The organism is Bauldia sp. (assembly GCF_020442045.1).
Classification (GTDB): Bacteria; Pseudomonadota; Alphaproteobacteria; order Rhizobiales; family Kaistiaceae; genus Bauldia.
Genome location: NZ_JAGRLA010000089.1, coordinates 15,679 through 28,081 on the forward strand (window position 1 = coordinate 15,679; position 12,403 = coordinate 28,081).

Genomic DNA, 12,403 nt, shown 5'->3' on the forward strand with positions numbered 1-12,403 from the left:
GATTCTGCAACAAGCCGCTCACTGGCCGCCCCTCTGGGCGAGTTTCCTCTCGAAGAAGTCGTCGATGGCCTGGACCACCGAGCCGGCTGTCTTGTCCCGCCACGAATCCGACAGGAGCAGCTTCTCGTCATCGGCGTTCGACACGAAGCCCAGCTCGATCATCGCCGAAGGCACGTCCGGGGCCTCGAGCACCTTGAACCCGGCCTGCTGATGGGGAACCTTGAACATCGGCGTCGTAAGCTTCAGCTCCTTGACGAGGTTCTTCGCGAAGACGGTCCCGAAATTTCGCGTCTCGCGCTGCGTGAGGTCGAGCAGTATGTCCATGACCTCGTCCGAATCCTCGTCGGGAATGTCGATGCCGGAAAGCACGTCGGCCTGGTTCTCCGATTGCGCGATCTCCGCGGCCATCTTGTCCGATGCGTCGTCGGAGACGGTGTAGATGATCGCGCCCCTCACCGAACGCCCCCGGAAAGAGTTGGCATGAACCGAAACGAACAGGTCGGCATTGTTCTCGCGGGCGAACGCGACCCGGTCCCCCAATGCCACGAAACTGTCGTCGGTTCTGGTAAACAAAACGTTATAGCGCCCCGTCTCCTTTAACTTCTTGCCAAGGATTTTGGCAAAGGCAAGCGTCAGGTTCTTTTCCACCGACCCGTTCCGGCCCTTGGCTCCGGTATCGATGCCGCCGTGGCCGGGATCGATGACCACGGTCGGGCCCGGGCCGCCCTGCCCCGTCGCCACCAGGGCACGGTCCCGCTTCGCCGCTCCCTTGACGGCCAGCGAATCCCGATAGGCCCGGTTCGCGGCGAGGAACGCCTTGCGGCTGGTCGGCACGACGTCGATGACGAGGCGGGCCGGCTGGTTGTCCGCCGGCGGGACCACAAAGGACTTGTCGACCTTCACCGGGCCGTCGACATCGAGGACGATTCGCGACTTGCCGCGAGAAATCAGCCCGTAGCGGAAGGCCGAGAACAGCCCCCGTCCCTTCTGGCCGGCGTCGTCGGGCAGGCGAAAGCCGACCTCGGACATGTCGACGACAATCCGATAGGGGTCGGCGAGCGTGAAGACCGCCGCGTCGGCGGCATCGGTCATGTCGGCGACGAAGCGCGTCCGATTCGCGTCGCCGACGATGCGCGCGTCGAAGACGATCGGTACCGGCCCGTCGCTCTGCGCAGCCGATTCGGGAGGCCGAACCAGCCCGGCGACGGCCAGGAAAGCAAGCGCCGCAATCGCTCCGGGGACCGGACGACGAAGAATCGAACGGTCGACAATGGCTTTCTTCCTGCGCAAAAGCCCTTCCTCTCGCGCGAAGCGCCCCCGACGCCTCTCATAAATCATGGCCACCGGGAGGTTAACCGTCTACCGGCGAATTTATGGCTGTTGTTGCTGAAAACAGCTCCATCTTGCAATGTGGCCACAGCGCACATACAAGGATTACACGGAATTCATCCTCCGTCCGTAGGTGCTCCCCGAAGCGGCGGCAGCGGTCCAAGCGGCGGCGATCCTCAGGAAAAACGTGTTTCGCCGTTATTGAGGCCGGCATCCGGTTGGAGCCGGAGGAGGATGTATCGGACATTGTACGGATGCAGCAGCTATCACCTGCCTGTCGCGCATCGGGACATGTCCGGCGATCCAGACGGCATGGCGGCCCTCGCGGGCGCCATCCCCGAGCATCCCGGACCGATCGTCCGGACTGAAGAAACACGTATGAGGCACCGGCGCTTCGACATGACCCGCAATCCCTTCCAATCTCCGCCAACGCCCGGCCCGACTCCCGTCGTGCCCATCGGGCGGCCGGAGTCGGGGTCGGGCGCCTTCTTTCACCGACAACTCGGTCGCCCGACGGGCGCCGCGGCGTGCTCCCAAGACGCACCCCGCCTGGCGCCGGCGCGCGGCCATGGAGAATTCACGCAATGGCCAACAAAATGCTTGTCGATGCCACCCACCCCGAGGAGACGAGGGTTGTGGTCCTGCGCGGCAATCGCGTTCAGGAATTCGACTTCGAATCCGCGAATCGCAGACAGCTTCGCGGCAATATCTATCTAGCCAAGGTTACCCGGGTCGAACCGTCGCTTCAGGCGGCGTTCGTCGACTATGGCGGCAATCGCCACGGCTTCCTTGCTTTCTCGGAAATCCATCCGGACTACTACCAGATACCGGTGGCCGATCGTCAGGCGCTGATCGAAGCCGAGAGGCGCGAGGATGACGATGCCGAGAACGGCAATGGCAACGGCGAACCCGACACCGTCGCGGCAGCGGCGGCCGAGGCCGAATCGGTTTCCGAGCCGGCCGGGGCGGCGGCGGACGACGCCGTGGAGCCGGACGACCGGTCCGATGCCGATGGCGAGATGCCGGACGCCCCGGTCGCCGAGGCCTCCCCCGACGAAGAGGATCGCGATGGCGACGGTGACGGCGAGGACGTCGTCAGCGACGAGCAGGTCGATTCCGTCGGTGCCGAGGATGCCCTGGAGGAGGTTCCCGTCCGCCGCAAGGCGCGGGCGCGGCAGTACAAGATCCAGGAAGTCATCAAGCGCCGCCAGGTGCTTCTCGTCCAGGTCGTCAAGGAAGAGCGCGGCAACAAGGGCGCCGCCCTGACCACCTATCTCTCGCTTGCCGGCCGCTATTCCGTGCTGATGCCGAACACCGCCCGCGGTGGCGGCATTTCGCGCAAGATAACCAGCCCGGCCGACCGCAAGCGCCTCAAGGACGTGGTCGCCGACCTCGACGTCGCCGAGGGCATGGGCGTCATCCTGCGGACGGCGGGCGCCAGCCGCACCAAGGCCGAGGTCAAGCGCGACTTCGAGTACCTGCTCCGGCTCTGGGAGAATGTCCGCGAGCTGACCCTCCATTCCACCGCGCCGACGCTGGTCTACGAGGAAGGCAGCCTGATCAAGCGGTCGATCCGCGATCTCTACAGCAAGGAGATCGACGAGATCCTCGTCGCCGGCGAGGACGCCTATCGCGAGGCCAAGGAATTCATGCGCATGCTCATGCCGAGCCATGCGAAGAACGTGAAGCCCTATCGCGACAGCCAGCCGCTCTTCGCGCGCGCCGGCATCGAGGCCCAGCTCGACGCGATGTTCTCGCCGCAGGTGACGCTGAAATCCGGCGGCTATCTGGTGATCAACCAGACCGAGGCCCTGGTTTCCATCGACGTCAACTCCGGCCGCTCGACCCGCGAGCACAACATCGAGGACACCGCCCTCCAGACCAATCTCGAGGCGGCGGAGGAAGTCGCCCGCCAGCTCCGGCTCCGCGACCTCGCCGGCCTGATCGTCATCGACTTCATCGACATGGAGGAGAAGCGCAACAACCGCGCTGTCGAGCGCCGGATCAAGGATGCGCTGAAGAGCGACCGGGCGCGCATCCAGGTCGGGCGCATCTCGCATTTCGGCCTGCTCGAAATGTCGCGCCAGCGCATCCGCACCGGCGTGCTCGAATCGACGACCTCGGTCTGCCCGACATGCCAGGGCAGCGGTCACGTCCGCGCGCCGGCCTCGGTTGCGCTCCACGTGCTGCGCTCTCTCGAGGAGCAGCTCCTGAAGGGCGCGACCCATAATCTCATCATCCGCACCCGGACCCCGGTCGCGCTCTACATCCTCAATCAGAAGCGCGCCCATTTGTCCGATCTCGAGCAGCGTTTCGGCCTGACCATCACCGTCAACGCCGACGAGTCGCTGGTGAACAGCGCCCATTTTGCCGTCGAACGCGGCGAGCCGGCGGAACGGCCGGAAGCGGTCGTCACCTCGGTCCAGCCCGATTCCGTCCAGCCGGACGAGGATCTCGACGACCTCGACGAAGCGGCCGCCGAAGTCGAGGCGGCAGGCGACGAGGAACCGCGCGAAGGCGAGAGCGAGCGCCGGCCACGCAGGCGCCGGCGGCGGCGGCGCGGCGGCGGCTCGGATTCAGCCGGGGAGACGAAGGCCGAAACCGTAGACGCCGACCCCGAGACCGACACGGTCGCGGCCCAGGAGGAAGAGCCCGACGAGCGCACCGCCGGTGGCGACGAGGATGGCGACGCGCCTGCCCCGAAGAAGCGCCGCCGCGGACGCCGCGGTGGACGTCGCGGACAGCGCGGCCGCGGCAATGGCGAGCGCGGCAACGGCGAGCATGACGAGACGCAGGTCGCCGGACCGGAAGCCGCTCCCGAGGCGCCGGCCGACGACGCCCGGCCGTCCGAGCCGCCGGCCGATGGCGACGCGCCGCCGGCCGATCCGGAGACCGCGCCCGTGATCAACGGCGACGCCGGCGCCGGCCATGTCCCGGCGGCTGCCCCGTCCGAGCCTGAGGAGACCGACGCGGCGCCGATTGCCTTCGACACCGAACTGCCGTCCCCGGTCGCGGCCCCGGAGCCCGAGCCGGCCGCGGAAGACGAGTGGACTCCGCAGGACAGCGCCGCCCCCGAAGCCGAGGAGCCGGTTGTCGCCAGCGAGGCGGAAGAGCCCGAGCTCCCGCGGCCCGAGGTCGAGGAGACGGCGGAAGAGGACAGCAACCGTCCGAAGCGAAGCGGCTGGTGGCAGCGCCGGAGTTTCTTCTAGGGCGGGGAGGTCGCCCGGCCGGGATTGTCGCGCCTTGCCTTGGCCGGCGACTTCCGGCATAGCCTCTGTGAGAACGTTGCGACGCGGAAGCCGAGGGTCCGGACTGGTCGATGAAAACCTTCCTGACAGAATTCTTCACCTGGTGGAATGGCCAGACCATGGGCACCCGCTTCTGGACCTGGCGGAAGGGCGAGCTGGTCGGCGAAGACGAGCAGGGCAACCGCTACTACCGGCAGCGGAACGGCGATCGCCGCTGGGTGATCTACAACGGCCTCGCCGAAGCATCGCGCATCCCGCCGGGATGGCATTCGTGGATGCATTACCGGGTCGACGAACCGCCGGGCGACTACAAGCCGCGCGAGTGGGAGAAGCCGCACGAGCCCAATCTCACCGGCACCCCCCGCGCCTACCGGCCGCCGGGTTCGATCCTCCATCGCGACCCGCGGACGCCGGCGCGGCCCGACTACGAGCCCTGGAGCCCGGAGGGCTGATCGCCCGCGATCCCTGCCCCATGGGGATTCGGATCGAAAGCCGCGACAGCTATCGTGAAAAAGGGGCGTCCGCCTGACAGGCGGGCGCCCCTTTGATGTCGCCGAACAGGCTTCCGCGGTCGGGCCTTGTCAGGCCGCGACCCGCGCGCCGTTGCCCGCCCGGGCGCCGCTCCGCTTCGAGCCCGCCTTGCCGGACTTGGCTTTGCCGGCGGCCTTCGACTTGCTGTGGTGGATCTCCGTGCCGAGCACCTTGTTGCACGCGCGCATGAAGGCGGCGAGGCCGGTCCATCCCTTGGCGGAGACGAGCTTGCCGTCGACATGGGCGCCGGTCGGCGGCACGTCGACATAGGTGCCGCCCACCGCGGTCACTTCCGGCTCGCAATACTGGAGGCCGGCGACTTCCTTGCCGCGGATCGTCTCGGGCACCGCCATCAGCACCTGCACGCCGTGGCAGATCGTGAAGATCGGCTTGTCGTGCTCGTGGAAGTGCTTGATGATCCTCTGCACGCGCTTGTCGATGCGGATGTATTCCGGGCCGCGTCCGCCGGCGATGTAGACGGCGTCATAATCGGCCGGATCGACCTTCGAGAAGGTCTTGGTCACATGGTGATTGTGGCCGGGCTTTTCCGTGTAGGTCTGGTGCCCCTCGAAGTCGTGGAGCGAGGTGTGCAGCAGCTCGCCGGCCTTCTTGTCGGGACAGACGATATCGACCTCGTGTCCGATCGCCTCCATCCCCTGGTCGAAGACGAAGATCTCGTACTCCTCGGTGAAGTCCCCGACGAGCATCAGGATTTTCTTGCCAGCCATGGCGGGAATACCTCCCTCTGTCTTTTCGATACCAGTGGTTGATCGGCCATCAATGCCAGTGTTCCATCGCTTTGGCGAGTCGGAAGCCGGAAACACCCCGAACAGGAGTCCTGCATGGCGGTTCGTCCCCCTGACCTTGTCTATGCGCTGGATGAACGTCCGCCGCCGGGCCGGCTGGCCTTTCTTGGCCTTCAATACGCGATCCTGCTCTCGGTCTATCTGATCCTCGTCGTCATCGTCGCGCGGGAGGCCGGCGCTCCGGACAGCCAATCGGCGGCGCTCGTCAGCCTCGGCCTGGTCGCGGCCGCGATCGCGACCGCCGTCCAGGCATGGCGCGGCCGCTTCTTCGGCTCGGGCTACCTTGCGCCGCCGGTCTATTCGGCCATCTACTTCGGTCCCGCCCTCCTCGCCGCCAGGGCGGGCGGCCTCCCCGCCGTCGCCGGGATGACCATCTTCGCGGCCGTGATCGAGATCGTCCTGTCGCGCTTCATCGAACGGCTTCGCGTCGTCTTCCAGCCGACCATCGCCGGCCTCACGGTGCTGGTCGTCGGCCTCCAGCTCGGGCTTGTCGGGATCGGCCATGCGCTCGATACGCGGGGCGAGTCGCTGCCGGCCTTCCACTGGCATGTCGCGACGGCGCTGCTGACGCTTGCCGCCTGCATCGGCCTGTCGATCTGGGCGCGCGGCGTGGTCAAGCTCACCTCGACGCTGCTCGGGCTGGTCTTCGGCGTCATCGTCGCGACGATCGGCGGACTGATCGGGCCGGCAACGCTGGCGACCGTCGGCGGCGCGCCGTGGCTCGCCCTCCCCGATCCCGGCATCCTCTCCTATGCCTTCGATCCGGCCCTCGTCCCGGCTTTCCTCGCGGCCGCCGTCGCGGCGACGGTCCGCACCATAGGCGTGGTCACCACCTGCCAGCGCATCAATGACGCTGACTGGAAGCGTCCCGACATGGAGAATGTCAGCCGCGGCGTCACCGGCGACGGTCTCGGCTGCCTGGCGGCGGGACTGCTCGGCGTACCGGGCATGAGCAGCGCACCGAGCATGGTCGGCGTCTCCAGCGCGACCGGCGCCACCAGCCGGGTCATCGCCTTCGCGACCTCGGCCATCCTCCTGCTCTTCGCCTTCACGCCGAAGATCAGCGCGGCGATCATCGCGCTGCCCCTCGAGGTCGCCGGCGCGGTCCTCGTCTTCACCGCCTCCTTCATGGTGGTCGGCGGCATCCAGATCATCGCCTCCCGCCCCATCGACCTGCGCGGCGGGGTCGCGATCAGCATCGCCCTCTTCGTCGGGCTGCTGACCAGGGTGCGGCCCGATTATTTCGAACGGCTGCCCGAATTCCTCCAGATCTTCACCGGCGAGATGCTCACCGCCAGCCTCTCGGTGGCGATCCTGCTCACCCTGGCCTTCCGGATCGGCATCCGTCGCAGCGACACGCTCCGCTGGGAAGCCGGCGGCGGGAGCCAGGAAGGATTCTCCGCTTTCCTGGCGGCGAAAGCCGAGGCGTGGAAGCTCGATGCGGATGTCGTCAGCCGGGCGACCCGAGCGGTGGCCGAGGTGGCCACGCGGCTCGAGGAAGGCCACTATGTCCGCGAACCGGTCGTCATCGATGCGAGCTACGACAGCCTCCGCCTCGACGTGACCCTCAGGTATCGCGGCCGCCCGCTGCATGTCGCGCTGGCCGACCGCGGTCAGGAGCAGGCGCATGAGGAAGCCTCGGCCGTCGCCGGTCTCGCCAGTTTCCTGCACGGCGCCGTCGCCGACCACACGGGCCTCACCACCCACGGCGAGAAGGTCACGCTGCGGCTCGGCTTCGACACCTGACCCCCATGGTCGACCGTCCCCGGCCGAGCCGCTATCATCGCGCCCGTGCGCCAGGCGACCCACAGCATCCACATCCCGACCCGCGGCAAGGGCCTGACCGAATTCACCGCCGATGTCGCGGCTTGGATCGGCGACGAGAGAGTGGACACCGGCCTGCTGACCGTCTTCTGCCGGCACACCTCGGCATCCCTGATCATCCAGGAGAATGCCGATCCTGACGTCCGTATCGACCTGGAGGCCTATTTCGAGGCGATCGCTCCGGAAGACCCGCGGCGCTACGTCCATGGCCTCGAAGGCCCGGACGACATGCCCGCCCATATCCGCACCGCATTGACCGCCTCGTCGCTGTCAATCCCGGTCGTCGGCGGCCGGATGGCGCTCGGGACCTGGCAGGGACTCTATCTGTTCGAGCATCGCAGCCGCCCGCACCGGCGGGAGGTCGCCCTCCACCTGATCGGGGAGTGAGAGCCTTGTGGTGAGGGAAACCCGACAGGGCCGGCAGCCGACACCCGCCTCGGGGGACGTGCCGTCGGCCCCGCCGGGCGTGACCGCGGCCGGCATCGTCGGCAACGTGCTCGAGTGGTACGACTTCGCGCTCTACGGCTATCTCGCCACGGTCTTCGCCGGCCAGTTCTTCCCGTCGTCGGACGCCGTCGCTTCGCTGATCGGAGCCTATTCGGCCTTCGCCGTCGGCTTTCTGGCGCGGCCGCTCGGCGGCGTCATCTACGGCCGGATCGGAGATCGCCTCGGGCGCCGCCGCCTGCTGACCGTGTCGGTCGCGATGATGGGCCTGCCCACCTTCGCCCTCGGCCTCCTGCCGACCTACGAAAGCGTCGGCCTCCTCGCGCCGGTCCTGCTCGTCGCCTTGCGCTTCGCCCAGGGCATCTCCGCCGGCGGCGAGTTCAGCGGTTCCATCGTCTTCCTTGTCGAGCATGCGCCGCCGAAACGCCGCGGCTTCCAGGGCAGCCTCTCCAATTTCGGCGCGATGATCGGCGGGCTTGCCGGCGCCGGCGTCGCCTGGCTGCTGACGGCGGCGCTGTCGAGCGAGGTGCTGGACGCCTGGGGGTGGCGCATCCCCTTCCTCTTCGGAATCGTCGTCACCGCGATCGGGCTGTGGCTGAGGATGGGGGTTGCCGAGTCGCCGGCCTTCAGCGACATCAGGAACACCGGTTCGGTCGAAAAGGCCCCCGTCGTCGCCGCCATCCGGCAACACCCGCGCGAAATCGCGGTCACCGCCGGTCTCAACTGGGTCCCCTCGGCCGGCTATTACATCGTGTTCGTCTGGCTTGCGACCGATCTGTCCACGGTCGTCGGCATGAGCGAGGCGACGGCGCTCGGCCTGAGCACCCTCGGCGTTCTCGTCGGAACGCTCGCCGTTCCGCTATTCGGCGCCGCCGCCGACCGGTTCGGTCCGCGCCTGGTGCTCCTCATCGCAGGCGTGGCGACCCTGGTCGCCGCCGCCCCGCTCCTTCTGCTGGCCGGCACCGGAGCGCTCGTCTTCGCCGCCATCGCCCAGGTTGGCCTCGCCGTCATGATGGCGGCCTATCTCGGTACCCTGCCGGGGGTCTTCGTCTCGCTTCACGGTCCGCGGGTGCGCTGCTCGTCCTTGTCGATCGGCTACAACATCGCGGTCGCCGTGTTCGGCGGCACCGCGCCGCTGATCGCGACCGCGCTGGTCGGCGCGACCGGCTGGCAGGTGGCGCCCGGCCTCTATCTCGCCGCGACGGCGCTGATCGGCCTCGCCCTTTTGCGGTTCGTGCCGTGGCGTCTCGATGCACCCGGCGCGGGCAAACCGGATTGACCCCCGGAAAGATCGTGGGGGCCTCGCCCGCGGCGCATCAGGACCCGGCGCCGCTCCACCGCAACCGCGCACCAGCCGGGCAAATCCCGGCTGATTCGCCCGGCTTCTCATTGCGGCCCCATTTTGGCCAAAACCTCGCCGTTCTCTTTGTGCTGCGGGCCGCCAAGCGTGTCGGTGTCGATCGGTCCGACGGGGAGTGGCGTAGCGTGCGACCGACAGGGGTCAGACGGCCGGGGATCGTGATCGGCCTGGCTGCGATGGCGATAGCCGCCGGCAGCGGGGTCGCGGGCGCGGCGCAATGCGGCAAGGCGGCGTGGTTCGACCTCGACGGCCTGACCGCGAGCGGCGAGCGGGCCGACTCCGGCGACCTGACCGCCGCCCATCGCAGCCTTCCCTTCCAGACCCGCGTCCGGGTCGAAAATCTCGCCAATGGCCGCTCGGTCGTCGTCCGCGTCAATGATCGCGGTCCCTTCACCAAGGGCCGGGTGATCGACGTCAGCAAGGCGGCCGCCGCGAAGATCGGGATGATCCAGTCCGGCATTGCCCGGGTCCGCGTCACCGTGGTCAGCGGCAAGGGCAGCCTGCCGGACACCTGCGGATCGGACGTGCCCGCCGCGAAGCCGTCTATCGTCGAAGCCTCGCTCGAGGCCGATCTTCCGCCGCCGCCGCCCCGGCCAAAGCCGCAAGGCGACGCGACCGCCGATGTCGGGCCGGCGGCCGCCCCCGAGGTCCCGGTGCCGGACGCACCGGCCGTGGACCAGGACATCGTCGTCCTGACGCCGGATTCGGTTGACGCCCTTCCGGATCGCTTCGCCGATGCCTTCGCCCCGCAGAAGGCCGAGCTCGCCCTGGTCAAGCCGCTGCTCGAGAAGGCCGGGACCGAGACCATCGTTCCGCCCATCGACCCGCATCACGGGGTTGCGCCGCGAGAGGACTGGGACGTCCTGCAGCAGACGCCGGATTGAACGCCCGCTGGGGCTGTCTCGCCGGTTCTCGTAACCCGTGGACGCGGCGCTCCCGCCCCTTCACCCCGTTTCACCCGGCGGCTATCATTTCCGGCGGCGTGCGCCGAGGCCGGACGAGGCGCATGGGCCACCTCGAGGTCCCCGACAAAAGGGGCGCGGGAAAGGGGGGAAAGGTGCAATGGCTTCAACGGTATCCGCGGGAGGCCTGCCCGCCGTCGGCGCGATTGATTGGAAATCGCCGTTCCGGTGGCTCGGGGGCGGATGGCGCGATCTCTGGAAGGCGCCCGGTCCCTGCCTCATTTACGGCCTCGCGCTGGCGCTGATCAGCTTCGGCCTCTTCTACGCCCTGGTCGAATCCGATGCCGAATTCTGGGTGCTGGCACTGACCGTCGGCTTCGTCTTCGTCGCGCCGATGCTCGCGGTTGGTCTCTATGAGGCCGGGCGGCTGATCGAGCGGGGCGAGAAACCGACCCTGGCCCGGATGGTCTACGTCAGGGCGGCCGTCCGGCAGGATGTCTTCTACCTCGGGCTCGGGCTGGTCTTCATCTACCTGCTCTGGGGGCGCATCGCCCAGATCGTCTACGGCCTGTCGACCTACCAGCTGCACCGCACCGTGATGGACTTCGTCGACTTCGCGACCGGCACGTCCGACGGGTGGAGCATGCTCTTCGCCGGCACGCTGGTCGGCGGCGCCACCGCCTATTTCGTCTATTGCCTCGTCGTCGTCTCGGCGCCGATGCTTCTCGATCGCGACTCGAACATCTTTGCCGCGACCGCGGTCAGCTTCACGGCGGTGACGAAGAATTTCGGGCCGATGACCCTGTGGGCGGCGATCATCGCGATCCTCGTCCTGGTCTCCGCGGCGACCGCCTTCATCGCCTTCATCGTCGTCTTCCCGTGGCTCGGGCTGGCAAGCTGGCGCGCCTATCGCGAGCTGGTGCCGGGGCCGATCAAGGCCTGAATCGATAATGAGTCGCCGTTCCCCCACTTTCCCCAGACCAGCGCGTTGACCCCTCCCCGCGACTCGGCTTAGCGTCATCCAAGCGTCGGAGTTGTCGACGTGCCTGGATGCTCCGGCGTCGAGGCTTTTCCCGATAAAGTTGGCGTGTGTCGGCTCGTTTCCGAGGGCTTTGGCCCGTGCGCGGGCGGCGGGGAGTTTGTGCGCTTTCCGGCGAAAAAACAGCCGCGTTTCCGGCAAGAAAACGGGTGACAAACGGGCGCGGGTAATACTATATTTAGTGTTTCGCGTAAACCTTGGACACAATATCCGGGAATCATAACCCCGGTGGGATGCGTCTGGCAGTGGTAGGCGGCGGGTGCCCGAATCCTTGGGTTCAGGATACGCGCACTTGGATGACATGCGCGTGACGCGCAACAAGATGGGGCAAAAATGCGGATCGAGCGGCACTACACGACAAAGGGCGAAGACGCCTATGCGGGGATCGAATTCCGGACCACCCGGAGCGAGATCCGCAACCCGGACGGGTCGATCGTCTTCAAGCTCGACGACATCGAGGTACCGGCCGCCTGGAGCCAGGTGGCGAGCGACATCCTTGCCCAGAAATATTTTCGCAAGGCGGGCGTTCCCGCGCGCCTGAAGAAGGTCGAGGAGAACGCCGTCCCCTCCTTCCTGTGGCGGTCGGTTCCCGACGAGGCGGCGCTTGCGGCGCTGCCGGCCGACGAGCGCAGCGGCTCGGAGCGTGATTCGCGCCAGGTCTTCGACCGGCTGGCCGGCACCTGGACCTACTGGGGCTGGAAGGGCGGCTATTTCGATTCGGAGGAGGACGCCGAGGCCTTCTTCGACGAGATGCGCTTCATGCTTGCCACCCAGAAGGCGGCGCCGAACTCGCCCCAGTGGTTCAACACCGGCCTGCACTGGGCCTACGGTATCGACGGTCCCGGCCAGGGACACCACTACGTCGATCCGGAGACCGGCAAGCTGACGCGGTCGAAATCGGCCTACGAGCATCCGCAGCC

At 67.7% G+C, this 12,403-nt stretch carries 8 protein-coding genes and 2 pseudogenes; 8 read left to right on the forward strand and 2 right to left on the reverse strand.

Features of this window, described 5'->3' with window-relative positions; all coding sequences use genetic code 11:
- Nucleotides 1-18: 18 nt before the first annotated feature.
- Nucleotides 19-1,290, reverse strand: a complete 1,272-nt coding sequence (locus KDJ86_RS10350) for an N-acetylmuramoyl-L-alanine amidase (RefSeq protein WP_291745291.1) — start codon at nucleotides 1,288-1,290, stop codon at nucleotides 19-21.
- 623 nt (nucleotides 1,291-1,913) lie between these two features.
- Between KDJ86_RS10350 and KDJ86_RS10355 the strand changes: the two genes are divergently transcribed.
- A complete protein-coding gene (locus KDJ86_RS10355; protein ID WP_291745293.1) occupies nucleotides 1,914-4,538 on the forward strand; it encodes a ribonuclease E/G in 2,625 nt (874 codons plus the stop codon).
- Nucleotides 4,539-4,648: 110 nt separating this feature from the next.
- On the forward strand, nucleotides 4,649-5,029 hold the full coding sequence (locus KDJ86_RS10360; RefSeq protein ID WP_291745295.1) for an NADH:ubiquinone oxidoreductase subunit NDUFA12: 381 nt from the start codon (nucleotides 4,649-4,651) through the stop codon (nucleotides 5,027-5,029).
- A gap of 129 nt (nucleotides 5,030-5,158) precedes the next feature.
- Here KDJ86_RS10360 and KDJ86_RS10365 read toward each other — a convergent pair whose 3' ends face one another.
- Nucleotides 5,159-5,836, reverse strand: a complete 678-nt coding sequence (locus KDJ86_RS10365; RefSeq protein ID WP_291745297.1) for a DJ-1/PfpI family protein — start codon at nucleotides 5,834-5,836, stop codon at nucleotides 5,159-5,161.
- 114 nt (nucleotides 5,837-5,950) lie between these two features.
- Here KDJ86_RS10365 and KDJ86_RS10370 point away from each other — a divergent pair, with 114 nt between their 5' ends.
- The 6 genes and pseudogenes from KDJ86_RS10370 to KDJ86_RS10395 all read left to right on the forward strand — a co-directional run.
- Entirely contained in the window at nucleotides 5,951-7,660 is a 1,710-nt protein-coding gene (locus KDJ86_RS10370; RefSeq protein WP_291745299.1) for a uracil-xanthine permease family protein, read from the forward strand.
- Between the two features lie 45 nt (nucleotides 7,661-7,705).
- Nucleotides 7,706-8,125 carry a secondary thiamine-phosphate synthase enzyme YjbQ gene (locus KDJ86_RS10375; protein WP_291745301.1) on the forward strand — a complete coding sequence of 140 codons (420 nt, stop codon included), beginning with the start codon at nucleotides 7,706-7,708 and terminating at the stop codon, nucleotides 8,123-8,125.
- A 10-nt stretch (nucleotides 8,126-8,135) separates the two neighbouring features.
- Nucleotides 8,136-9,461, forward strand: a complete 1,326-nt coding sequence (locus tag KDJ86_RS10380; protein WP_291745303.1) for an MFS transporter — start codon at nucleotides 8,136-8,138, stop codon at nucleotides 9,459-9,461.
- Nucleotides 9,462-9,718: 257 nt separating this feature from the next.
- A pseudogene (locus tag KDJ86_RS10385) lies at nucleotides 9,719-10,033 on the forward strand (septal ring lytic transglycosylase RlpA family protein); the annotation flags it as partial.
- Between the two features lie 571 nt (nucleotides 10,034-10,604).
- The gene (locus KDJ86_RS10390) at nucleotides 10,605-11,387 is read left to right on the forward strand and encodes a DUF2189 domain-containing protein (RefSeq protein ID WP_291745305.1); all 783 of its coding nucleotides are present in this window, start codon (nucleotides 10,605-10,607) and stop codon (nucleotides 11,385-11,387) included.
- Nucleotides 11,388-11,816: 429 nt separating this feature from the next.
- Nucleotides 11,817-12,403: pseudogene (locus KDJ86_RS10395) on the forward strand (vitamin B12-dependent ribonucleotide reductase); the annotation flags it as partial.

Bases quoted from the DNA above. Each gene is read 5' to 3' on its own strand.
- KDJ86_RS10355 (WP_291745293.1), top strand. From the start codon at position 1,914: ATGGCCAACAAAATGCTTGTCGATGCCACCCACCCCGAGGAGACGAGG.
- KDJ86_RS10360 (WP_291745295.1), top strand. From the start codon at position 4,649: ATGAAAACCTTCCTGACAGAATTCTTCACCTGGTGGAATGGCCAGACC.
- KDJ86_RS10365 (WP_291745297.1), bottom strand. From the start codon at position 5,836: ATGGCTGGCAAGAAAATCCTGATGCTCGTCGGGGACTTCACCGAGGAG.
- KDJ86_RS10370 (WP_291745299.1), top strand. From the start codon at position 5,951: ATGGCGGTTCGTCCCCCTGACCTTGTCTATGCGCTGGATGAACGTCCG.
- KDJ86_RS10390 (WP_291745305.1), top strand. From the start codon at position 10,605: ATGGCTTCAACGGTATCCGCGGGAGGCCTGCCCGCCGTCGGCGCGATT.